The organism is Longispora sp. NPDC051575 (assembly GCF_040681875.1).
In the GTDB taxonomy this organism is placed as follows: domain Bacteria; phylum Actinomycetota; class Actinomycetes; order Mycobacteriales; family Micromonosporaceae; genus Longispora.
Genome location: NZ_JBFAZP010000001.1, coordinates 205,508 through 230,118, shown reverse-complemented (window position 1 = coordinate 230,118; position 24,611 = coordinate 205,508). Strand labels below are relative to the sequence as shown.

Annotated in this window: 11 protein-coding genes; all 11 read left to right on the top strand. The window is 75.5% G+C overall.

Features of this window, described 5'->3' with window-relative positions; translation table 11 throughout:
- Window positions 1-193: 193 nt before the first annotated feature.
- On the top strand, window positions 194-2,581 hold the full coding sequence (locus AB0M43_RS00960) for a tetratricopeptide repeat protein (protein WP_363719893.1): 2,388 nt from the start codon (window positions 194-196) through the stop codon (window positions 2,579-2,581).
- A gap of 65 nt (window positions 2,582-2,646) precedes the next feature.
- Window positions 2,647-2,925 (top strand): DUF3040 domain-containing protein, encoded by a 279-nt coding sequence (locus AB0M43_RS00955; RefSeq protein WP_363719891.1) that lies wholly within the window; start codon window positions 2,647-2,649, stop codon window positions 2,923-2,925.
- Window positions 2,926-3,010: 85 nt separating this feature from the next.
- Complete coding sequence (locus AB0M43_RS00950; RefSeq protein ID WP_363719889.1) at window positions 3,011-4,216, top strand: SpoIIE family protein phosphatase; 1,206 nt, start codon at window positions 3,011-3,013, stop codon at window positions 4,214-4,216.
- Window positions 4,217-4,221: 5 nt separating this feature from the next.
- On the top strand, window positions 4,222-5,811 hold the full coding sequence (locus AB0M43_RS00945) for an ATP-binding protein (RefSeq protein ID WP_363719888.1): 1,590 nt from the start codon (window positions 4,222-4,224) through the stop codon (window positions 5,809-5,811).
- A gap of 37 nt (window positions 5,812-5,848) precedes the next feature.
- Window positions 5,849-6,286 (top strand): response regulator, encoded by a 438-nt coding sequence (locus tag AB0M43_RS00940; protein ID WP_363719886.1) that lies wholly within the window; start codon window positions 5,849-5,851, stop codon window positions 6,284-6,286.
- A 215-nt stretch (window positions 6,287-6,501) separates the two neighbouring features.
- A complete protein-coding gene (locus AB0M43_RS00935) occupies window positions 6,502-12,933 on the top strand; it encodes an amino acid adenylation domain-containing protein (protein ID WP_363719884.1) in 6,432 nt (2,143 codons plus the stop codon).
- Window positions 12,926-18,298: an amino acid adenylation domain-containing protein gene (locus AB0M43_RS00930; RefSeq protein ID WP_363719882.1), complete on the top strand. Its 5,373-nt coding sequence runs from the start codon at window positions 12,926-12,928 to the stop codon at window positions 18,296-18,298. The genes AB0M43_RS00935 and AB0M43_RS00930 overlap by 8 nt, the downstream gene beginning before the upstream one ends.
- A complete protein-coding gene (locus AB0M43_RS00925; RefSeq protein ID WP_363719880.1) occupies window positions 18,295-19,842 on the top strand; it encodes a class I adenylate-forming enzyme family protein in 1,548 nt (515 codons plus the stop codon). Before AB0M43_RS00930 ends, AB0M43_RS00925 begins: the two co-directional genes overlap by 4 nt.
- Entirely contained in the window at window positions 19,839-22,931 is a 3,093-nt protein-coding gene (locus tag AB0M43_RS00920; RefSeq protein WP_363719878.1) for an amino acid adenylation domain-containing protein, read from the top strand. Before AB0M43_RS00925 ends, AB0M43_RS00920 begins: the two co-directional genes overlap by 4 nt.
- Window positions 22,928-23,215, top strand: coding sequence for a phosphopantetheine-binding protein (locus tag AB0M43_RS00915; RefSeq protein WP_363719876.1), 288 nt, complete (start codon window positions 22,928-22,930; stop codon window positions 23,213-23,215). The genes AB0M43_RS00920 and AB0M43_RS00915 overlap by 4 nt, the downstream gene beginning before the upstream one ends.
- Window positions 23,212-24,573: a condensation domain-containing protein gene (locus AB0M43_RS00910; protein ID WP_363719875.1), complete on the top strand. Its 1,362-nt coding sequence runs from the start codon at window positions 23,212-23,214 to the stop codon at window positions 24,571-24,573. The genes AB0M43_RS00915 and AB0M43_RS00910 overlap by 4 nt, the downstream gene beginning before the upstream one ends.
- The last annotated feature ends 38 nt before the right edge of the window (window positions 24,574-24,611 follow it).

Here is a 24,611-nt window from a genome sequence, read left to right as displayed (position 1 = left end):
CTGATCACGACCCGTCCCCGGCGGACCGGTTGCGGGCATGCCGCTCTGGCACCCCGGAACGATGACCCGGGCCACCCCGGTCCGCGTCGATTTCCGGACAACCACGGACATGGCCCCGGGTTTACGCTGCCGGGTGGCCGTACCGGACGGAACGGCACCGGACGGCACCGGACAGCCGGAGGGGGTGTCCACCATGGAGGATCCCGCGCGGGAACTGCTGGCCTCGCTGTGCGCCGACCTGCGCCTGTTGCGGACCCAGGCGGGCGGCCCCGGTCTGCGGGAGCTGGCGCGGCGGGCGGGGCTGGGCAAGAGCCAGGTCGGGGCGATCCTCGCCGGCCGGGTCCGGCGGCCACCGGACTGGCGGGTGGTGGCCGCGCTGGTCGAGGGCGTCCGGGCGCACGCGGTCGAGCACGGCCGGACCGCGCGGCTGTCGCTGCGGACGGGCGTGGAGGAGTACTGGCGGCCCCGGTACGCGCTGCTGGAGCACGCCTTCGAGCACGCGGAACCGGCACCGGAGGTCGCGCCCCGCATCCCCGCCGGCCGGCCCGGCCCGGAGGCCCCGCACCCCGTCCCCGCCGGCCTGCCCGCCGCCGTGCCCGGGTTCGCCGGCCGGCACGACGCGCTGGCCACCCTGGACGACCTGCTCCCCGGCCCCGGCAACCCCACCCCGACCGGGGCCCTGGCCGTGGTGTGCGGCCCGGCGGGCGTGGGCAAGACCGCCCTCGCCGTGTACTGGGCGCACCGCGCCGCCGCCCGCTTCCCCGACGGCCAGCTGCACGTGGACCTGCGCGGCTTCGCCCCCGACGGCCGCGCGCTCGACCCGTCCGACGCCCTCCGGGGCCTCCTCGCCACCCTCGGCGTGCCCGCGCCGCGCATCCCGGCGACCCTGGACGGCCAGGTCGCCGCCTACCGCGCCGCGCTGGCCGGCCGGCGGTTCCTCGTCGTCCTGGACAACGCCCGCGACGCCGGCCAGGTCCGCCCGCTGCTGCCCGGCGCGCCCGGCTGCGTCGCGGTCGTGACGAGCCGCGACCAGCTCACCCCGCTGGTCGCCACCGAGGGCGCCCGCCCGGTGCCCCTGCGCCCGCTGACCGCCGGGGAGGCCCGGGAACTGCTGATCCACCGGCTCGGCAAGGACCGGGTCGAGGGGGAGCCCGGGGCGGCCGAGGAGATCGTCGAGCGGTGCGCGCGGCTGCCCCTGGCCCTGGCGGTGGCGGGCGCGCGGGCCGCGATGCACCCGGAGTTCCCGCTGGCCGCGTTCGCCGCCGAGCTCCGCGCCGCCGGGGGCCCGCTCGACGCGCTGGACGGCGGCGACCCCGGTACCGACGTGCGGGCGGTGTTCTCCTGGTCGTACCGCGCGGTCAGCCCCGCCGCCGCCGGGCTGTTCCGGCTCCTCGGCCCGCACCCGGGCCCCGACATCAGCCGGCCCGCCCTGGCCAGCCTCGCCGGGGTGTCCCCGCGCGGGATCGCCGCCCCGCTGGCCGAGCTGACCCGGGCGCACCTGGTCGCCGAGCACGCCCCGGGCCGGTACGCGCCGCACGACCTGCTGCGCGCCTACGCCGCCGAACTGGCCGACCTGCACGACCCGCCGGACGTCCGGGACGCGGCGGCGCTCCGCTGGCTGGACCACCTGCTGCACTCCGGCTTCCGCGCGGCCCTGCGCCTGCAACCGGGCCGGACCCGGATCGCCCTGGCCGGGCCGCGCCCCGGGGTCACCCCGGAGCACCCGGCGGACGCGGCGGAGGCCCTGGCCTGGTTCGCGGCCGAGCACGGGGTGCTGCGGGCGGCCGACGACCTCACGGCGGGACTGGGCCTGGACACCGAGAGCTGGCAGCTGGCGTGGGTGATGTGCGACTACCTGCTCCGGCAGGGCCACCGGCACGAGCACCACGCGATGCACCGGTCCGCCCTGGGCGCGGCGGAGCGGACGGCGGACCCGGGGGCGACCGCGTACGCGCACCGGGGCCTGGCGTTGTCCGCCGCCGTCCTCGGCCGCCCGGACGACGCGCGCCGGCACCACGGGGACGCGCTGCGCCTGTTCGAACGGGTCGGGGACCAGGCCAGCCAGGGCAAGACGTACCTGGACCTGGGCGGACTGTCCGAGGTGCGGGGGGAGCACGCCGAGGCGCTGGACGCGGCGGAGCGGGCCCTGGAGCACTACCGGCGGGCCGGCCACCGGACCGGCGAGGCCCGCGCGCACACCGCGATCGGCTGGTGCCACGCGCTGCTCGGCGACCAGCCGGCGGCGCTGTCCTGGTGCCACCGGGCGCTGGACCTGCACCGGTCCCTCGACGACCGCGAGGGCGTGGCCGACACCTGGCACAGCCTCGGCCACGTCCGGCACGAGCTCGGCGAGCACGGGGCGGCGGCGGACTGCTACCGGGAGGCCCTCGACGGGTACCGCGCGCTCGGCCAGCGCCCCGCCGAGGCGGACACCCTGACCCGCCTGGGTGACGAGTACCGCGAAACGGGCGCCGTGGGGGCGGCCCGGGCCGCGTGGCGGGAGGCCGCGGCCGTCCTGGAGGAGCTGGGGTTGCCGGGCGCGGGGGAGATTCTGGCCAGACTCAGCACGTACGCTGATTGAACCGGACCCCGTCTGGGTAGAGAATCGGCAAGGTGAATCGGTTTCGCGGGCATTAGGGGACTGGGATGCTCAATCAGGACGACAGGCGACGACTGGAGGCCATCGAGAGCCTCCTGGAGACGGACGACCCGAGGTTCGTCGCGCGGATGCGCAGGCCCCGGCCGCGGCTCTGGATCTGGCTCGTGGTGGGGTACGCGCTCGCCGGTCTCGCGGTCCCCGTGCTCGTCGTCGCGTCCGGCGCGCCGACCGTGCTGCCCGCGGCCCTGCTCGCGACCGCTCTGGCCGGCGTAGCCTGGAACGCCGCGCGCGTGAGCCGGCAGATGGCGCGACGCGGCTGCCGGTAGCTCCCGCCGCCGCCGTACTCTTCCAGGACCGGGTCCGCCCGTACAGCACGCCTGACAGCCGATGACCCGCGAACCTGGAGCGTAGATGGTGGCACCGCAGGTCCGGGGTGGCCCGCTGCCCGGGTCCGCCCACGCGCCGGTCGCCGTGGTCCTGATCGAGGACGACCCGGGCGACGCCCTGCTCGTGGAGGAGTTCCTCGTCGACAGCGGCCTGGCCGCGACCCTCACCTGGTGCCGGACCCTGACCGAGGCGGCCGAGGCGCTCACCGACGGGCCGGAATGCGTGCTGGTGGACCTCAACCTGCCCGACAGCGACGGCCTCGCCGGCGTCCGCTGGGTGCTCCGCGAGGCCCCCGAGGCGGCCGTCCTGGTCCTCACCGGCCTCGACGACGAGGGCACCGCGATGGCCGCCGTCGCCGAGGGCGCCCAGGACTACCTGGTCAAGGGCCGGGTCGAGGGCGAGCTGCTGGGCCGGGCGATCCGGTACGCGATCGAGCGCAAGGCCGCCGAGGCCTCCGCCCGGGAACTGCGCGAATCCACCCTGCGCGCCGAGGAGAACGCCCGCCTCGAACGCGGCCTGCTGCCCCGGCCCCTGGTGGCGGACCCCCGGCTGCGGGTGGTGTCCCGGTACGAGCCGGGCCGGCAGCGCGCCCTGCTCGGCGGCGACTTCTACGACGTGGTCCAGACCCCCGACGGCGTGGTCCGGGCCCTGATCGGCGACGTCAGCGGGCACGGCCCCGACGAGGCGGCGCTCGGGGTCGGCCTGCGGATCGCCTGGCGGTCCCTGGTCCTCGCCGGGATCAGCGACCCGGCCGCGCTCTGCGGGCACCTGGAGACCCTGTGCCTGGCCGAACGTCTGCACGACAGGGTGTACGCCACCCTGTGCATGCTCGAACTCGGCCCTCCGGACCCGACCGGCGGGTACACGGCCCGGGTGACGCTCGCCGGGCACCCCGCGCCGCTGCTCGTCGAGGAGTCCGGGGTCCGGGCGTCCGCCGTGCCGCCCGCGATGCCCGTGGGGCTGCTGCCCGGGATCGCGGTGTGGCGCGCGCACGACGTCCGGGTGGCCCCGGGCGGCGGGCTGCTGCTGTACACCGACGGGCTGACCGACTGCCAGACCGGGCCGGGGGACGACCGGCTCGGCGTGGACGGCCTGGCCCTGCTCGCCGACCGGTTGGAGCGGGCGGACCCCCACCGGTTCGTCGACGAGCTGGTGGAGCGGGTCAACGCGGACGACGCCGGCCGCAACGACGACGACCTGGCCGTGTTGTACGTGGACTGGAGGGGGTGACTGCCGTGGCGACACGCGGATGGCGGCGGTACCCGACGTCGGGGCTGATGTCCGTCGGGTTCGGCGTCCTGGCGGTGGTGCTGCTGGCGGCCACGGTCGCCGGGGGCCTGGCGATGCGGCGCACGGCGGCCGTGAGCGACCTGCTGACCGACCGGATCAGCCCGGCCCGGATCGCCGGCCAGAAGCTCCGGGGGGCGATGCTGGACCAGGAGACGGGCCTGCGCGGGTACGTGCTGACGGGGGACCAGACCTTCCTGGGCCCGTACACGTCGGGGATCGAGGCCGAGAACGCCGCGCTGGGCGAGCTCCGGGGGCTGCTCAAGGGCCGCACCGCCGACCTGGCGGCCGTCAGCGCGGCGGAGACGCACGCCCGGACCTGGCGGAACTACGTCGCCGTCCCGGTGATCGACGCCATCGCGCTCGGCGGCAGGGAGGCCGCGCCGGAGCCGGCCGTCAACGGCGGGAAGACGGTGTTCGACGACGTGCGCACCGCGCTGGGGACGCTGGACTCCCGGCTGGCCCAGGCGCGCACCGACATCCGGGCGGAGGTGGCGGCGGCGCAGAGCTGGCAGAACACCGTGTTCGGCCTGATGCTGGCGACGTTCCTGCTCGCGGGGATGCTGGTCACGTCCCTGGTGCGCCGGGGCGTGCTCCGGCCGCTCGGGCAGCTCGGCGACGCGACCCGCACGGTCAGCGCGGGCGCGTACGACCGTCCGATCACCGTCGACGGGCCCGCCGACATGACGGCGCTCGCCGGGGACGTCGAGGGCATGCGCCGGCAGATCGTGCAGGAGCTGGCGTTCTCCAACACCGCCCGGGCCCAGCTGGAGGAGCAGGCCGCCGACCTGAAGCGCTCCAACGGTGAACTCGAACAGTTCGCCTACGTCGCCTCCCACGACCTCCAGGAGCCGCTGCGCAAGATCGCCTCGTTCTGCCAGCTGCTGGAGCGCCGGTACGGGGAGCTGCTGGACGACCGGGGGCGGCAGTACGTGGCGTTCGCCGTGGACGGGGCGCAGCGGATGCAGGTACTCATCAACGATCTGCTCGCGTTCTCCCGGGTCGGCCGGGTCTACGACGACTCCGAGCCGGTGGACCTCGACCGGGTGTGCGACCAGGCGGTCACCGACCTGGCCGACCGGGTCGAACGGACCGGCGCGACGGTCGAGCGCGACCCGCTGCCGACGGTGGCGGGGGACCCGACCCTGTTGACGATGCTGTGGCAGAACCTGATCGGCAACGCGCTGAAGTTCGCCAGCCCGGACCGGGTGCCGCACGTCCGGGTCACGGTCGAGGCGGACGGGGACCGGTGGCGGTTCGCGGTCACGGACAACGGGATCGGCGTACCCCCCGAGTTCGGTGAGAAGATCTTCGTGATCTTCCAGCGGCTGCACGCGCGCGGGGACGCCTACGGGGGCACCGGGATCGGGCTGGCCATGTGCCGGAAGATCGTGGAGCACCACGGCGGGCAGATCTGGCTGGACCCGGAGCACACCGGCGGGGCCCGGTTCGTGTTCACCCTGCCGGCGACCCCGCTCGCCTCCGACCCGACGGAACCCGACCCGACGGAACCCGAGCCGGCGGCGCCAGCCGCGTGACCACAGCAGTCCAGTCCCACCTCGCTAGGAGAACCACATGACCACGCCCCTGCCCATCACCGTCCTGCTCGTCGAGGACGACCCGGGTGACGAGCTGATGACCCGGGAGGCGTTCGAGGAGAACAAGGTCCGCAACGACCTGCGGGTGGCCCGCGACGGCATGGAGGCGCTCGACTTCCTGTTCCGCCGGGGCGAGCACGCCGACGCGCCCCGGCCGGACCTGATCCTGCTGGACCTCAACCTGCCGAAGTACGACGGCCGCGAGGTGCTGGCGCAGATCAAGGCCGACCCGGACCTGGCCACGATCCCGGTCGTGGTGCTGACCACCTCCCGGGCGGAGGAGGACGTGCTGCGCAGTTACCAGCTGCACGCGAACGCGTACGTGAACAAGCCGGTGGACTTCAACCGGTTCATCGAGGTGGTCCGGCAGATCGACGACTTCTTCGTCACGGTGGCCAAGCTGCCGGCCCGGTGAGACACGTACCCGATGAGGCATTTCTGGGTGTTGGTGATGATCTCCGCCCGGCCCCCGGGACCTGCGGAAACAGGGTGCAGTGATACCGATGGATCTATAGTGGATTTGTCACGGTCGACAGTGGACGGAATCTTTAGTTAAGACTCTTGACTGTTTCTTCGGGCAGGCCCTACGGTGACTCAGGTCGACGACCGGACGACCCGAGGGGAACGACCGTGGTGCACGAGACCGCTCCGCTCACCCTGGCCCAGGAACGCCTCTGGTTCCTCGACCGCTTCGACCCCGGCGACCCGGCCTACAACATCAACCAGGTCAGCCGGGTACACGGCCCGCTGGACCTCGACGCCCTCACCCGGGCGCTCACCGCCATCGCCGCCCGGCACGAACCGCTGCGCAGCACGTTCCCCGAGGTCGACGGCCTGCCCGTCCAACGCGTCGCCCCGCCCGGCCCCGTCGCCCTCGAACTGATCGACCTGACCGGCGACCCCGCCCGGGAGACGACCGCCTACGCCCTGGCCGCCGAACGCACCAACACCCGCTTCGACCTCGGCACCGGGCCGCTGCTCCGGGTCACCGTGCTCCGGCTCGGGCCCGCCGAACACGTGCTGTGCCTCGTCGTGCACCACATCGTCGCCGACGGCTGGTCCATGGGCGTGCTGCTCCGCGAGCTGGCCACCCTCTACGACGGCGGCACCCCCGACCCGCTGCCCGTTCGGTTCACCGACCACGCCCGGGCCGAGCGGGACCGCGACGACGAACCCTCCTTCGGGTACTGGCGCGCCCGGCTCGCCGACCCGCCCGTCCTCGACCTGCCCACCGACCTGCCCCGCCCGCCGGTGCGCTCCTCGCGCGGCGCGTTCGAACACCGCACCCTGCCGGCCGGCACCCTCGACGCCGTCGCCCGGCTGGCCCGGGAGCGGCGGTGCACGCCGTTCGTGGTGCTGCTCGCGGCGTACCAGGTCCTGCTCGCCCGGCACACCGGGCAGACCGACCTGTGCGTCGGCACCCCGGTGCTCGGCCGCGACGACGAGGACCTCGAACCCCTGATCGGGTACTTCACCTCGGCCGTCGTCGTCCGCGCCGACCTGTCCGGCGACCCGACCTTCGGGGAGGTGCTGACCGCGACCAGGACGGCGTTCCTAGGCGCCATGGGCCACCCCGCGCTGCCGTTCGAGCGCCTGGTCGCCGAGCCGGGCGTCGACCGCGACCCGAGCCGCACCCCGCTGTTCCAGACCATGTTCGGCTTCCACCGCACCGACGCCGACGTGGACGCCCGGCTGTTCGGCGGCCGGGCCGGCCCCGGCTTCCCCGGGATCGACGCCGACCCCGGCGACCAGCACGTCAAGTTCGACCTGTCCCTCGACGTGTTCGTCAGCCCCGAGCGGCTCGACGTCGGCTTCGCCTACAGCACCGACCTGTTCCTGCCCGGCACCGTCGCCGCGCTCGCCGACCGGTGGGAACTGCTGCTGGCGGGCGTCCTCGCCGACCCGGACGCCCGGATGTCGGAGCTGCCGCTGCTCGTGCCGTCCGAAGTGGACCAGCTCGCGACCTGGGGCGAGGGCGAAGACCTTCCCGACCACCGACGGGTACCGGAGCTGGTCGCGCTCGCCGTCCGCCGGCACCCCGACCGCCCGGCCGTCCGGTGCGGGGCGATCTCCCTGAGCTACGCGCAGCTGTCCGCGCGCGCCGACACCCTCGCGCGTGACCTGCGCGGCGTCGGCGTCATCCCCGGTGACCTGGTCGCCGTGTGCCTGCCCCGGTCCCTGGACCTGGTGCCCGCGCTGCTGGCCGTGTGGCGGTGCGGCGCCGGGTACGTGCCCCTCGACCCGGGGCACCCGGCGGGCCGGCGCGCGGAGATCGTCGCCGAGACCGGGGTCGCCGCGCTGCTGACCGAGGACGGCGCCCGACCCGTCGGCGGCCGGCGCGGGCACGCCGGGGCCGCCTACGTCCTGCACACCTCCGGATCCAGCGGCCGGCCCAAGGGCGTCGTCGTGGGCCACGCCGCCCTCGCCGCCCGGGTTGCCTGGATGGTCCCCGGCTACGGGCTGACCCCCGACGACCGGGTCGTGCAGTTCGCGTCCGTCGCGTTCGACACCCACGCCGAGGAGATCTGGCCGACCCTCGCCGCCGGGGGCACCGTCGTGCTGCTCCCCGACGGCGCGCGCACCCTGACCGACGCGCTGCCCCGGCTCTCCGACGTGACGGTGCTGGACCTGCCCACCGCGTACTGGCACGAACTCGTCGCGCACGCGGACACCGTGGCCTGGCCGGCGGCGCTGCGGCTGGTGATCCTGGGCGGGGAACAGGTGGACGGGACGGCGGTGGCCCGGTGGCGACGGCTGTTCCCCGGGATCCGCCTGGTCAACACGTACGGCCCGACCGAGGCCACGATCATCGCCACCGCCACGGACCTCGACCCGGCGAGTGACGGGTCCTGGCCCGCGATCGGGCGGCCGCTCGCGGGGAGCCGGGTGCTGGTCCTCGACGCGGCCGGACAGGTCGTGCCGCCCGGGGTGCCGGGGGAGTTGTACCTCGGCGGCGCGGGCCTGGCCGACGGCTACCTGCACGATCCCGGACGCACCGCCGCGCGGTTCGTCACGGTCGGCGGCGGGCGCTTCTACCGGACCGGGGACCGGGTCCGGTGGCGGTCCGACGGGCAGTTGGAGTTCCGGGGGCGGCTCGACGACCAGGTGAAGGTCCGGGGGCACCGGGTCGAGCCCGGCGAGGTGGCCGCCCGGCTCCGGGAGCACCCGGCGGTGTCGCGGGCGGCGGTCGTGGTGCGCGACGGGGCCCTGGTGGCGTATGTGGTGGCGGCGCCCGGCCCGGGCGGCGCCGGCGTGGTCGACGCCGGCCCGGTGGCCGGCGGGCCGGAGCCGGTGGCGGCGCTGACCGGTGCGGAGCTGCGGGAGTACGCGGCGGAGCGGCTGCCCGCGCATCTCGTGCCCTCCGTCGTGGTCGTGCTCGACGCGCTGCCGCTGACCCCCGCCGGCAAGGTCGACGTCCGCGCGCTGCCGGCCCCGGGGCCGCGCCCCGCCGGGCGGGCGCCCGCCACCCCCACGGAGGTGCTGGTCGCCGGCATCTGGGCGGAACTGCTCGGCGCGGCCGACGTCGCGGCCGGGGACGACTTCTTCGGGCTCGGCGGGCACTCCCTGCACGCGGTCCGGGTCGCCGCCCGGCTGCGGGCGGCCCTCGGCCGGGAGGTGCCGATCCGGGTACTGTTCGCGCACCCGACCCTGGAGGGCCTCGCGGCCGTGGTCGACGGGCTGGCCGGCGGCGCGGAGCCGCTCCGGGTCCGGCCGGCCGACGCGGCCCCGGTGCTGTCGTACGGGCAGGAGCGGTTGTGGTTCCTCGACCAGTTCGACCCGGGCGATCCCGCGTACACGATGTGCGCGGCGCGGCGGTGGCGCGGGCCGCTCGACCCGGACGTGCTGGACCGGGCGCTCACCGCGATCGTCGCCCGGCACGAGAGCCTGCGGACCCGGTTCGTGGCCGGCCCCGACGGCCCGCTCGCGATCGTGGACCCGCCGGCCCCGTTCCACGCCGAACGCCTCGACCTGACCGGTCCGCCGGTCGCCGGGGAGGGCCGTTCCGGCGGCTCGACCGGCGCCGGGCCGGGTGGTTCGCCTGACGTCGGGCCGGACCGCGCCGACGGCCCGTATGGCGCGGAGCCGGCCGGCCACCGGGCGCGGCAGGTCGGTCCCGTAGGGGAGGCCGCCGGTCCCGGCGGGGAGTCGGACGTGGAGCGGCGGGCGCGGGTGCTGGTCGCGGAGCGGACCAGCGGGGTGTTCGACCTGGCCACGGGGCCGCTGCTGCGGGTCAGTGTGCTGCGGCTCGGCGCGGAGGACTTCGTGCTGTGCCTGGTCGTGCACCACATCGTCGCCGACGGGGTGTCCGTCAACGTGTTCCTCGACGAGCTGCTGGGGCACCTCGGCGGGCGGGAGCCGAGGCGGGCGCTGGCGGTGCAGTACCCGGACCACGCGCACTGGCAGCGCTCCGGGCCCGACGGCGCGGCACTCGCCTACTGGTCCGCGCAGCTCGCGGACCCGCCCGTCCTGGACCTGGCCACCGACCGGCCCAGGACGGCGCTGCCCGGTTCGGCGGGCGGCACCGTCGGCCTGCACCTGCCGGCGGGCCTCGCCGCCGACCTGGAGGCCGTGGCCCGGGCCGAGGGCTGCACCCTGTTCATGCTGCTCCTGGCCGCCTGGCAGGCGCTGCTCGCCCGGCACGCCGGCCAGGAAGACATCTGCGTCGGTTCGCCGGTCGCGGGCCGGGACCGGGTCGAGCTGGAACCCATGATCGGGTACTTCCTGAACACACTCGTCCTGCGGGGGGACCTGTCCGGGGACCCGACGTTCCGGGAGCTGCTGGCCCGGACCCGCGCGACGGTCCTCGACGCGTTCACCCACCAGGACATCCCGTTCGAGCGGCTGGCCACCGGGCTGCGGCCGGACCGGGACCTGAGCCGCACGCCCCTGTTCCAGACGATGTTCGTGCTGCACAACCAGAACGGTGCGCCGGCGGAGCCACCCGCGGGCGTGGCCCTCGACGGCTTCGACACCGGGTACCGCTCGGTCAAGACCGACCTGGACCTGGAGGCCTGGCGCGAGCCGGACGCGCTGAACCTGAGCCTCGGGTACCGGCTCGACCTGTTCGACGCCGCCACGGCCGAGACCCTGGCCGGCCGCTACGCGCGTCTCCTGAGGGCCGTCGGCTCCGATCCGGCGGCCCGAATGTCCACATTGGTCGATCCGACCCCCGTCGAACTCGCCTGGCTGACCGCCGTCGGCACGGGCCCCGACCCGGCTCCGGCACAGGCCGGCCGCGCGGCGGAAGCCGGCCGGGAGTCCGGAGGCGCCGACGAGCGGGCCGCGGCGGTTCCCGACCACGGCGGACACCCGGTCGCTTCCGTGCTGGACCTGTTCGAGCGGCGCGCCGCGGCCCAACCCGACGCGCCGGCCGTGTTCGACGGCGACCGGGTCCTGACCTACGGGGAGCTGGACCGCCGCGCGGCCCGGCTGGCGGCCGCGCTCCGCGCCGACGGGGTGCGGCCCGGCGGCATCGTCGGGGTCTGCCTGCACCGGTCCGCCGACCAGATCGTGGCGCTCGTCGCGGTGTGGAAGGCCGGCGGCGGTTACCTGCCCCTGGACCCGGACTACCCGGCCGACCGCCTCGACCACATGCTCGCCGACAGCGGCGCCGCCCTGGTCGTGACCCGGGAGGCCACCCGGTTCCCGCGCACCCTGCCACCCGACGCGACGGACCCGGGCGACCGGGATTCCGGCGGCGCGCCCGGCCCGCTCGCCTACGTCATCTACACCTCCGGCTCCACCGGCCGCCCCAAGGGCGTCGTCGTCAGCCACGCGGCCCTGGCCGTCCGGATCCCGTGGATGGTCGAGGACTACGGGCTGACCCCCGCCGACCGGGTCCCGCAGTTCGCGTCGATCAGCTTCGACACCCACGTGGAGGAGGTGTGGCCCGCGCTCGCGGCCGGGGCGGCCCTGCTCGTCCTCCCCGAGGGCGGCACCGGGCTGCCGGAGCTGCTGGCCTCGCCGGCCGGCCGCGCGGTGACCGTCCTGGACCTGCCGACCCCGTACTGGCACGAGCTCGTCGCCGACCTCGACGCCGTGGCCTGGCCGCCCGGCCTGCGGCTCGTCGTCCTCGGCGCGGACGCGGTGCACGGGGAGGCGGTGGCCGCGTGGCGGGACAGGTTCCCGCACGTCCGCCTGGTGAACACGTACGGGCCGACCGAGGTCACCGTCATCGCCACGGCCGCCGAGCTGACCGGGCCCCGCGCGGACGGTGCGCCCGCCGGGGTCCGCCCGACGATCGGCCGGCCGCTGGCCCGCACCACCGTGTCGGTGCGCGACAACGACGGCCGGCTCGCCGCGCCCGGCGTACCCGGCGAGTTGTGGGTCGGGGGTCCGGGTCTGGCCGACGGCTACCTCGGCGCGCCCGAGCTGACGGCCGCCCGGTTCGTCACCCTCGGCGGCGAACGGTTCTACCGCACCGGGGACCGGGCCCGGTGGACCCGCGACGGCCAGCTCGACTTCCTCGGCCGGCTCGACGGCCAGGTGAAGGTGCGCGGCTACCGGATCGAACCCGGCGAGATCGAGTCCCGGCTCCTCGGCCACCCCGGCGTCGGGGGCGCGGTGGCGGTGGTCCGCGACGGCGCGCTCGTCGGGTACGTCGTGGGCGACGCCCCGCACGCCGACCTGCGCGCCCACCTCGCCGCGACCCTGCCCGCGCACATGGTCCCCACCGCGTTCGTGACCCTGGACCGGCTGCCGCTGACCGCCAACGGCAAGCTCGACCGCCGTGCCCTGCCCGCGCCCGCGCCGCCGGCCCCCGGTCGGGCCCCGGCGACGGCCGCCGAGGACCTGGTGGCCGGCATCTGGGCCGAGGTGCTCGGGCTCGCCCACGTCGGGGCCGACGACGACTTCTTCGCGCTCGGCGGGCACTCGCTGCTGGCCGTGCGGGTCGTCGCGCGGCTGCGGGCCGCCGAGCTGGACGTCTCGGTCCGCACCCTGTTCGCCCATCCCACCGTCGCCGGGCTCGCCGCCGAAGTCGAGGCCCTGATCGTCGCCCAGCTCGAAGCGCTCTCCGACGAGGAGGCGGAGCTGTTGCTCCAGGGAGGACCGCATGACTGAGGTGTCCGCACTCTCGGCCGCGAAACGCGCGCTGCTGGAACGGCGACTGCAGGGGGCGCGGACGGCGGTGGCCGACGGCATTCCGCGCCGGGCGCCGGGCAACCCGCCGCTGTCGTACGCGCAGGAGCGGGTCTGGTTCATGGAGCAGCTCGCGCCGGGCACCGTGGCCTACTCGATCCCCGTGGTGCGCCGGCTCGGCGGGCCGCTGGACGTCGACGCGCTCGGCCGGGCGCTCGACGCGCTGGTGGCCCGGCACGAGGTGCTGCGGACCCGGTACCCGGCGACGGAGGACGGGGTGCCCGTCGCGCACGTCGAGCCCGTGGTGCGGGTCGAGCTGCGCCGGGCCGTCGGGGACGCCGACGCCCGGGTGCTGGCCGAGACGGAGGAGCCGTTCGACCTCGCCGACGGGCCCGTGCTGCGCGCCCTGCTGGTCGAGGTCGGCCCCGAGGAGCACGTCCTGGTGCTCACCGTGCACCACATCGCCTGCGACGGCTGGTCCGTGGACGTGCTGACCGGGGAGCTGTTCGCCGACTACGCGGCCTTCGCGGCCGGCGACCCGTCCCCGGTGGCCGAGCCGGCCGTGCAGTACGGGGACTTCGCGGCCTGGCAGCGCGGCCGGACCGCCGACCGGGCCGGGGACCTGGCCTACTGGCGCGCCCAGCTCACCGGCCTGGAACCCCTGGCGCTGCCCACGGACCGGGCCCGGCCCGCCGAGCAGACGTACGTCGGGGCCGCGCACGGGTTCACCGTCGACGCCGCCCTCACCGAGGGGGTGCGGGAGCTGGGCCGCGCGCACGGGGCCACCCTGTACATGACGCTGCTCGCCGCGTGGGGCGCCCTGCTCGGCCGGTACTCCGGCAGCACCGACTTCGCCGTCGGCACCCCGGTCGCCGGTCGGTCGCACCGCGAGGTCGAGCCCCTGATCGGCATGTTCGTCAACACCCTCGCCGTGCGGTGCGACCTGGGCGGGGAGCCGACGTTCGCGGACCTGCTGGGCCGGGCGCGGGAGACGGCGCTGGACGCGTACGCCCACCAGGAGCTGCCGTTCGAGCAGCTGGTCACCGAGCTGCGGCTGCCCCGCGACCCGGCGCGCTCGCCGCTGTTCCAGGTGCTGTTCGCCGTGCAGAACTACGCCGACCCCGGCCGGACCGGCACCCGGGGGCTCGCGGTCAGCGGCTACGGCTGGCGGGCGGCGGCCACCCGGTTCGACCTGGAGCTGTACGTCGCGGAGGAGGCCGACGGTCTGTCGGTGTCCCTGACGTACAACGTGGACCTGTTCGACGAGGCCACCGTCGAGCGGATGGCCGGCCACCTCGACCGGCTGCTGCGCCTCGTGGTCGCCGACCCCACCGCGCCGGTCGCGGACCTCGACCTGATGACCTCGGCCGAGCGGACCCTGACCCTGGACACGTTCAACGCGACCACGGCCGAGTTCCCGGACACGGCCACCCTGCACGGGCTCGTCGCCGCCCAGGTGGCCCGCACGCCCGACGCGGTGGCCGTGCAGTGCGAGGGCCGCACGCTCACCTACGCCGAGCTCGACGGGTGGTCCAACCGGATCGCCCGCCGGCTGCGGCTGTTCGGGGTCGGCCCCGAGGTGCTGGTCGCGATCTCCGCCGAGCGGTCCGTGGAACTGGTCGCCGGGCTGCTGGGCATCCTCAAGTCGGGGGGCGCGTACGTGCCGCTGGACCCGGAGTACCCGCCGGAGCGGTTGGCCTTCATGCTCGAGGACGCGGCCGTCCCGGTGCTGCTCACCCGGCGCAAGGGCACCCTGACCGGCCCGACGACCCTGTACCTGGAGGACCTGGCCGTCGGTTCCCGCCGGGACGGCGCCGCGCTGCCCGACCTGGCCACCGCCGACTCCGCCGTCTACTCGATCTACACCTCCGGCTCCACCGGCCGGCCCAAGGGCGTCGTCAACACCCACCGGGGCATCGTCAACCGGCTGCACTGGCTGCAACGCGAGCACCCGATCGACGGCGCGGACACCGTACTCCAGAAGACCCCGGCCAGCTTCGACGTGTCGGTGTGGGAGTTCTTCTGGCCCCTGATCAGCGGCGCCCGGCTGCTGCTGGCCCGGCCCGGCGGGCACCGCGACCCCGACTACCTCCGGGAACTCATCGCCACGGAGGGCGTCACGGTCACGCACTTCGTGCCGTCGATGCTGGCCCTGTTCCTCGACACCGACGGCGCGCGGGAGTGCACCTCGCTGCGCCGGATCATCTGCAGCGGCGAGGAACTGCCCGTCGACCTGGCCCTGCGCTGCCTGGCGGCCCTGCCCGCCGCCCTGCACAACCTCTACGGCCCCACCGAGGCGTCGGTGGAGGTCACGGCCTGGCAGTGCACCCCGGAAGCCCTGGCCGGCCTGTCGAGGGTGCCGATCGGAAGACCGATCCAGAACATCCGGGTGTACGTGCTGGACGCGGGCGGCAACCCGGCCCCGATCGGCGTCCCCGGCGAGCTGCACCTGGCCGGCGTCGGGCTGGCCCGAAGCTACTGGAACCGCCCCGAACTGACCGCCGAACGGTTCGTCGAGGGCCCGCACGGCCGGCTGTACCGCACCGGCGACCTGGCCCGCTGGCGCCCCGACGGCACGGTGGACTTCCTCGGCCGCATCGACGACCAGGTCAAACTGCGCGGCATGCGGATCGAACTCGGGGAGGTGGAGACGCGGCTGCGCGCCCTGCCCGGGGTGCGCGACGCCGCCGCCGGGGTCCGCGACGACCGGCTCGTCGCCTGGATCGTCGGCGACGCGACCGGCCCGGACCTGCGCGCGGCCCTGAAGAGCAGGCTGCCCGACCAGCTGGTCCCCGGCGCGTACGTCACCGTCGAGGCCCTGCCCCTGTCGCCCAGCGGCAAGCTCGACCGGGCCCGGCTGCCGAACCCGACCGTCGGCCGGGACGCCGCGAGCGTGTTCACCGCCCCGCGCACCCCCACCGAGACCCTGATCGCCACGATCTGGGCCGCGATCCTCAAGCTCGACAAGGTCGGCGTGGACGACGACTTCTTCGACCTCGGCGGGCACTCGCTGCTGGCCACCCAGGTCGTCGCGCGGCTGCGCCGGGAGGTCGGCGCGGGCGTGTCCGTGATGGACCTGTTCCGGTACCGCACCATCGCCGACCTGGCCGCGTACATGGACGTCCCCGACGGGGAACGCGGCCCCCGCGACCTGCTGCACGAGCTGACCCGCCCGACCCGCACCGCCCAGCTCAGCTACGTCTGCGTCCCCTACGGCGGCGGCAGCGCGGTGGTCTACCAGCCGCTCGCCGACGCCCTGCCGCCCGGCCACCGGCTGTTCTCCGTCGCCATCCCCGGCCACGACGTGGGACTCGACGAGCAGGCGGTGCCGTTCGACGAACTGGCCGCCCGGTGCGTCGAGGAGATCCGGGCCAAGGTCGACGGCCCCCTGGTGCTGTACGGGCACTGCGGGGTCGGCTCCGCGCTCACCGTGGAGATCGCCCGCCGCCTGGAGGCCGCCGGCCGCGAACTCGACGCCGTCTACATCGGGGCCATCTTCCCGTTCGCCCGCCCCAAGGGCGTCATGAGCAGGCTGTCCTCGATCGCCCAGCTCGACGGCCTGCGCTCCGACCAGGGCGACATCAACTGGCTCACCTCCCTCGGCGTGGACATGGGCGACATCGACCCCGCCCAGGCCCGCCAGATCATCACCAACATGCGCAAGGACTCCCGCAACGCCGAGGAGTACTTCACCGGCCTGTTCGGCGACGAGGCGTTCCGGCTGCGCGCCCCGATCGTGGCCGTGGCCGGCGAGCGCGACCCGGCCACCGACTACTACCAGGAACGCTTCAAGGAGTGGCACTTCCTCACCGACGACTCGGCGCTCGTGGTGCTGGAGGAGGCGGGGCACTTCTTCCTCAAGTACCGGGCCGCCGAGCTCGCCGAGATCGTCACCACCGCGCACCGCGACCTCGACGTGCCCCTGACCCGGGAGGTCCGGGGCGAGGAGGCCGGCTGGTGGCGCGAGGACGTGTCGCACTCCACGTCCACCGTCGTGCCCACCGGGCCGCAGCCCAGCATGCGCCGCTTCCTGCTGATCGCGATCGGGCAGCTCGCCTCGATCCTCGGCTCGGCGCTCACCGAGTTCGCCATCCCGATCTGGATCCTGCAGAAGACCGGGTCGCTGGCCCAGTTCACCCTGTTCGCCGCGCTCGGGCTCGTGCCGGGGCTGCTCGTCGCCCCGATCGCGGGGGCCGTCGTGGACCGGATCAGCCGGCGCAAGGTGATGATCGTCGGCGACTGCGCGGCCGGGGGTACGCAGCTGCTGCTCGGGGTGCTCGTCTGGACCGGCAACATCGAGATCTGGCACCTGTACACGCTCATCGTCTGCCTGTCGGTGTCGCTCACCTTCCAGCGTCTGGCGTACGGGTCGGCCACGGCGCAACTGGTGCCCAAGCAGTACCTCGGGCACGCCAACGGGGTGCTCCAGATGTTCGGCGGCGTGTCGGCGGTCCTCGTACCCCTCTGCGCGGCCGGTCTGATGGCCTGGATCGGCCTCGGCGGCATCCTGGTCTTCGACGTGGTCAGCTACGTCGTCGCCCTGACGGTCGTGTGCCTCGTCCGGTTCCCGCGCACCATGGCCTGGCGGCGCCGCGAGACCCTCGGCCAGGAGATCCTGGGCGGGCTGCGCTACTCCTGGGGCCAGCGCGGCTTCCGGGCCATCCTCGGCTTCTTCGCGCTGCTCAACATCGTGCTCGCCCCGATGTTCATCATGGTCACCCCGCTGGTGCTGTCGTTCGGCACCCTCGTGGACGTCTCGCACGTGGCCGTCGCCTCCGGGGCGGGCGCGTTCCTCGGCGGCCTGATCATGACAGCCTGGGGCGGGCCCCGGCACCGCCGGGTGGCCACCATGCTGCTGTGCGCCCTCGGCCTGGCCGCGTTCGGCATGGTCACCGGCCTCAGCCCCACGGTGTGGGTGATCGCCGTCGGCGGCTTCGGCATGAGCCTGTGGATCACGCTCGTCAACGGGATCTACGGCACGGTCGTCCTCGTCAAGGTGCCGCAGCGCTTCCACGGCCGGGTGTTCGCCCTCAACACCGTCGTCGCCTGGTCCACCCTGCCCGTCGGCTGGCTTGTCGTCGCCCCCTACACCAGCCAGTTCCTCGAACCCATGATGGCGCCCGGCGGCTCCCTGGCCTCCACGTTCGGGGCCGTGATCGGCACCGGGGCCGGCCGGGGCATCGCCCTGATGTACCTGCTGTTCGCCGTCGTCATCGCCGTGCACGTCCTCGTCTCCCGCCGGACCGGCGCGCTCGCCCGGTTCGACGACGAGGTGCCCGACGCCCGGCCCGACGACCTCGTCGGCTTCGAGGCCCGGCAACGCCGGCTCGCGGAGCGCCGCCGATGAGAACCCTTCCCGGGGTACTGGCCGCCCGCGCCGCCGAACAACCGCACCGGGTGGCCGTCCGGCACGGTGCGCGCACCCTGACCTTCGCCGACTGGGCCGCCCGGTCCGCCAGCGTCGCCCGGGCCCTCCTCGACCGGGGACTGCGGACCGGCCAGCGCGTCGCCCTGCCCTTCGCCGGCGGGGAGTGGATCGACTACGCCGTCGCCTACTGCGGGGTACTCGCGGCCGGCGGGGTGGCGGTGCCCGTCAACGACCGGCTGGCGCGCGCCGAGGTGCGCCACGTCCTCGAGCACAGCGCGGCGGTGGGGGTGGTGCACGGGCGGGATCTCGTACCCCCCGAAGGTGGTTTCTGGGTCCTGCCCTTCGAGGGTCTCGACACCGGGCCGGGCGGGCCGCTGCCCGAACCCGCGCCCGGGGACCTCGCGCAGCTGCTCTACACCTCCGGCACCACCGGGCAGCCCAAGGCGGTCGCCGCCACCCACGGCAACCTGACCCACGGGTTCGCCACCGACCCGCGCCGCCGGCCCCTCGGGCACTCCGAACACTTCCTGCACGCGTTCCCGATCGGCACCAACGCCGGCCAGAACATGCTGCTCAACGCCCTCGACGCCCGGGCGTCCGCCCTGGTCCTGGGCAGGTTCACCCCGGGCCGCTTCGCCCGGCTGATCGCCGAGTACGAGGTCGGGTCCGTGTTCGTCGTCCCCGCGATGGCCATGGAACTGCTGTCCGCCCGCGCCCACGAACGCCACGACCTGTCCAGCGTCCTGCTCCTCGGCTCCACGGCCGCCGCCCTGCCGCCCGCCGTCGCCCGGGAACTGTCCGACGCGCTGCCCAACGCGACCATCGTCAACTACTACACCTCCACCGAGGCCGCGCCCGCCCAGACCACCATGGTCTTCGACCCCGACCGGCCCACCTCCCTCGGCCGGCCCGCCACCGGCGGACTGCGGATCGCCGGCCCCGACGGGACACCCCTGCCCGCCGGCCAGGTCGGCGAGGTGTGGCTGCGCTCGCCCGTGCCCCGCGCCTACCACCGCGACCCCGACGCGACCGCCGAGGTGTTCCGGGCCGGCTGGGTCCGGATGGGCGACCTCGGATTCCTCGACCCCGACGGATACCTGCACCTCGTCGACCGGGACTCCGACGTCGTCAAGTCCGGCGCGTTCAAGGTGTCCACGCTCCAGGTGGAGGCGGCGCTGCACGAGCACCCCGAGGTGGGGGAGGCGGCCGTGTTCGGCGTCGAGCACCCGGTCCTCGGCACGGTCCTCGCCGCCGCGATCGTGCCCCGCCCGCCGACGGCCGACCGTGCCGGGGACGGCGCGGGCCTCCCGGCGGCCGGCCCCGACGACACCGGTGTCGACCCGGCGGTGGCCGCCGAGGGCCTCACCCTGCGCGCCCTGCGCGGCTTCCTCACCGACCGGCTCGCCGAACACGAACTCCCCACCCGCCTGCTCCTCCTCGACGCCCTGCCGCGCAACGCCGGCGGCAAGGTCCTCAAACGCGAACTCCGCACTCTGCTACCGGAACGGGAGCCCCGACGGTGACCACCCCCACCCCCGCCCAGCACGGCCTCTGGATCACCGAACGCGCCGGGTACGGCGGAGCGGCCCACCACCTCGCCCTGACCGTCCGGTTCACCGGCCCCCTCGACACCGACGCGCTGCTGGCCGCATGCCGGGACGTCGCCGCCGCGCACCCGGCCCTCGGCCTGGCCCTGCGCGACCGGGACGGCGAACCGGTCCTGGTACCCGCGCTGGTCGCTCCCGGGGTCGCGCTGCTCGCCGGGGCCGACCCCGGTGCGGTGCTCGCCGCCGAGACGGCCCGGCCGTTCGACCTGGAGACCGGGCCGCTGGCCAGGTTCACGCTGGTCGTGGGGGCCGACGACCACGTGCTCGTGGTGGTCGTGCACCATCTCGTGTTCGACGGGCAGTCGAAGGACATCCTGGTGACCGACCTGGCCGCCGCCTACGCGCGCCGTGGGGGCGGGCCGTCGGCGGGGGTCGGGGGCGCCACCACGGCGCCCGGATCGACGGCCCGGTCCGCGCCGGGACTCCCGGCCGGCTCAGGTCCTGCGGCCGGGCACGGCGACGCCGCAGTTCCCTCGGCCTCCGAGGTCGGCGCCCACCGGGACCCGGACGACGTGGTCGGCGCCGATCCGCTGCCGGCGGCCCGGGAGTTCTGGGCCGGACGGTGGCGCGAACCCGCCGCCGTCGCGTTGCCCGGCCACCGCACCGCCGCAGCCCGGCCTGCGGGCCCCCGCCGGGGGGCGGCCCTCGACCTGCCGATCAGCCCGGAACTCGACCGGGCCCTCGCCGAAGCGGCCCGCGCCCTCGGCGTCACCCGGTTCGAGCTGCTCCTCGGCGCCGTGCGGGCCCTCCTCGCGCTCTACGGCAACCCGGAGCCGACCGTCGCCGTCGACCTGTCCACCCGCACCCCGGACGACCAGCACCGGATCGGCCTGTACGTCAACGAACTGCCCGTCACCGGCCCGGCCGACCCGGCCGCCCCGTTCGCCGACACGGTCACCGCCACCCGCGCCGCCCTCCGCGCCCTCTACCCGCACCGCGCCGTCCCGCTGGCCCGGGCCGTCGGCCGGCTCGCCCCCCGGTCCGCGATGGCCGACGTGTCCGTCAGCTACCGGGCCGCCGGCCCCGACCCGGCGTTCCCGCACGTCGGCGCCACCGTGGACCGGATGGTGTTCTGCGGCGCGGCCCGCAACCCGCTGCACCTCCAGATCCTCGACCACCGGCCCGGACTGGCGGTGAGCCTGCGCCACGACCCCGACGTGCTCGACGGGCCGGCGGCGGCCCGGATCGGCGCGGACCTGCTCGCCCTCCTCACCGCCGCCGCGTCCGCACCCAGCACCCCCGTGGCGGACCTGGGCGCGGACCTCGGCCGGCCCGGCACCGTCGACTGGCACGGGCCCACCGTCGAGGTCCCGTACGGCACCGCGCTCGACGCGTTCGACAAGCAGCTCGCGGCCACCCCGGACGCGCCCGCGGCGTCGTGCGGGGACGTGCGGGTCAGTTACGCCGAGCTGGACGCGGCCAGCCGCCGCCTGGCCCGACGGCTGCGCGCCGCCGGGGCGACCGCCGGCACCCTGGTCGCGATCCGGCTGCCCCGGTCCGTGGACCTGCTGGTCGGCGTCCTGGCGGTGTGGCGGGCCGGCGCGGCGTACGTGCCCGTGGATCCGGGCTACCCGGCCGAGCGGCAGGCGCTGATCCTGGCCGACTCCGGCGCGCCGGTGCTCCTGACGACCGGGGCGCTGGCCGAGCGCCCGGGGGAGGGGACCCAGGTCGTACTCGTCGAGCAGGTTCCCCCGGCGGTGGAAGGGGACAAGGACGCGGCCTCGCGGTCCGTCGACCACGCCCCGGACCCCGGGGACCCCGCCTACGTGCTCTACACCTCCGGCTCCACCGGCCGCCCCAAGGGCGTCGTCATCGAGCACCGCGCCCTCGCCAACCTGCTCGCCGCGATCCGCGCCACGGTGCGCGGCGACGCCTGGCTGGCCTGGACCTCCCTGTCCTTCGACATCTCGATCCTCGAACTCCTCGGCCCGCTCGTCGGCGGCGACCGGGTGGTCCTCGTCCCGGAGTCCGACGCCCGCGACGGCGCGGCGGTCGCCCGGCTGATCGGGCGGGAGAACGTCGCGGTCGCCCAGGCCACCCCGTCCGGCTGGCGGCTGCTCCTCGACTCCGGCCTGCGCGGCGGGGACCTGACCGCCCTGTGCGGCGGTGAGGCGCTCAGCACCGCGCTGGCCGGCGAGCTGGCGCCCCGGGTCGGACGGCTGCTCAACGTGTACGGGCCGACGGAGACGACCGTGTGGTCCACCCTCGCCGAGGTCGACGACCCCGGGGACGTGCACATCGGCCGGCCGCTCGCGAACACGACCGTGCACCTGCTCGACGACGAACGGCGACCGGTGCCGGCCGGTACCCCCGGAGAACTGTGGATCGGTGGCACCGGCCTGGCCCGGGGCTACCACCGGCGACCCGACCTCACGGCCGACCGCTTCCCGACCGTGGCCGGCGAGCGGCTGTACCGGACCGGTGACCTCGCCCGGCGCCGCCCCGACGGGACCCTGGACTTCCTCGGCCGGCTCGACGACCAGATCAAACTGCGCGGCCACCGGATCGAACCGGGCGAGGTCGAGGCCCGCCTGCTCGGCTGCCCCGGCGTGACCGGCGCGGCGGTGGCGGTGCGCGGGGACACGCTCGTCGGGTACACGCTGGGCGGTGTCCCGGCGGAGGACCTGCGCGCCCGGCTGGCCGCCGCCCTGCCCCCGGCCATGGTGCCCGGCGTGTTCGTCGCGCTGGACCGGCTGCCGCTGACCCCCAACGGCAAGCTCGACCGGGCCGCGCTGCCCGCCCCCGCCCACGCGCCGGTCGCGGCGGCCCCGGGCGGGTCGGCGCTGGCCGACGCGGTCCGCGACATCTGGCAGGAGGTGCTGCGGGTGGACGGCATCGGCCCCGACGAGGACCTGTTCGACCTGGGCGGGCACTCGCTGAGCATCACCCAGATCTCCGCCCGGATCCGCAAACGGCTCGGCGCCGACGTCGCCCTCGACGTCTTCTACGACACCCCCACCATCGCCGGGGTCGTCGCGGCCATCGAACGGAAGGACCACCGATGACGGTACGAGACGAGCTCGCGGCCCTGGTCAGCGCCGCCAGCGACGGGGAGGTCAGCCCCGCCGAGGTGCTGGCGGCCGACAGCCTGCCGGAGATCGGCGTGACCTCCCTGACCATCCTGCGGCTCGTGGACGCCGTGGAGGACCGGTACGGGCTGTCGCTGGACCTGGACGCCGACGCCACGTTCCTGCACACCCTCGACGGCCTGGCCGCGCACGTCACGGCGCACACCGACCAGGCCGGCGCGGCGCCGGCGCCCGTCCGGACCTGGGCGGAGCTGTCGTGAGCACCGTGGAGTTCCGGGGCGACCGGGCCGGCGAGGACGTCCTGACCTGGGGCCAGCGCGCCATCTGGAACGCCGTGATGCGCACCGTCCCCGGCGACCACTTCTTCAACTTCGGCAGGATCCTGACGCTGCGCACCCCGGTACCCGTCGAGGCCGCGCACCGGGCCGTCGCCGCCCTCGTCGCCCGGCACGAGTCCCTGCGCACCCTGTTCCAGGACTCCACCGGCGAACCCCGGCAACGCGTCGCCGCCTGGGGCACCCTCGACATCCTGGAACTCGACGACGACGAGGACCCGGAGACCGTCCGCGACCGGCTCGAGGACGTCACCTTCGACTACCCGGCCGAGTGGCCGCTGCGGGTCGCGTTCCTGAAGAAGGACGGCCTGGTGGGTACCGTCGTCCTCGTCTTCTGCCACCTCGCCGCCGACGGCAACGGCGCCGACGTGGTCGTCCGCGACCTGCGCCTGCTCCTGGTCCGCGGCGCCCTGCACACCCCCGTCGGCCGCCAGCCCCTCGACCTCGCCGCCGAACAGCAGTCCCCGGCCGGCCAGCAGGCGGGCCGCGCGGCCCTGGCGCACTGGACCACCGGGCTCCGCCGGGTCCCGCCCACCATGTTCACCGACCGCCGCGCCGAGCCCCGGCCGAGGCCGTACTGGTGCGCCCTGCTGACCTCCCGGGCCGCCGACCACGCGGCGCGCCTGCTGGCCGCCCGGTACGGCGCGAGCAGCTCCACGGTGCTCATGACGGCCGCCGCCGCCCTCGTGGGGGCCGTCACCGGGCGCCCGGTGTGCGCGATGACGCCGATCGTCAACAACCGGTTCTCCGCCGCCGACCGCGACATGGTCAGCACGCTCGCCCAGGACGGCCTGTTCGTGCTGGACCTGACCACGGCCACGTTCAACGAGCTGCTCCGCCCCGGCTGGCAGGCGGCCCTGACGTCGTTCCGGCACGCCCGGTACGACCAGGTCGCCCTCGACGCGGCCGTGGCCGGGATCGGCGAGGAACGCGGCGAACCCGTGCACCCGTACTGCTGTTTCAACGACGTCCGGTTCGCCGACCTGGCCGGGTTCGCGGGCGCGCCGCCCACCGAGGCGGAGGTGCGAGCCGCGATGGCCGAGTCGACCGTCGGCTGGTCCAAGCAGCTCGACCAGCTGGTCTGCCGGTTCTGCCTGCACGTGGAGGGGGAGCCCGGGCAGCTGGGCGTGTCCCTGACGGCGGACACGGCGTACCTGCCGCCGGAGGAGATCGAGCGGTACCTGTGGGCGTTGGAGCGGCTCCTGGTGGAGGCGGCGTTCCGCGACGTACCCCTCGCGGAGCTGCCGGCCTGGGTCGGCCCGGACACGCCGGAATTCCCCTGAGTCGCGCACGCGGTTCCCTGCCAGACCCATGATGTGGA

What these genes read in the sequence shown, in the direction of transcription:
- AB0M43_RS00960 (WP_363719893.1), top strand. Translation starts at nt 194, where the DNA reads ATGGAGGATCCCGCGCGGGAACTGCTGGCCTCGCTGTGCGCCGACCTG.
- AB0M43_RS00955 (WP_363719891.1), top strand. Translation starts at nt 2,647, where the DNA reads ATGCTCAATCAGGACGACAGGCGACGACTGGAGGCCATCGAGAGCCTC.
- AB0M43_RS00950 (WP_363719889.1), top strand. Translation starts at nt 3,011, where the DNA reads ATGGTGGCACCGCAGGTCCGGGGTGGCCCGCTGCCCGGGTCCGCCCAC.
- AB0M43_RS00940 (WP_363719886.1), top strand. Translation starts at nt 5,849, where the DNA reads ATGACCACGCCCCTGCCCATCACCGTCCTGCTCGTCGAGGACGACCCG.
- AB0M43_RS00930 (WP_363719882.1), top strand. Translation starts at nt 12,926, where the DNA reads ATGACTGAGGTGTCCGCACTCTCGGCCGCGAAACGCGCGCTGCTGGAA.
- AB0M43_RS00925 (WP_363719880.1), top strand. Translation starts at nt 18,295, where the DNA reads ATGAGAACCCTTCCCGGGGTACTGGCCGCCCGCGCCGCCGAACAACCG.
- AB0M43_RS00915 (WP_363719876.1), top strand. Translation starts at nt 22,928, where the DNA reads ATGACGGTACGAGACGAGCTCGCGGCCCTGGTCAGCGCCGCCAGCGAC.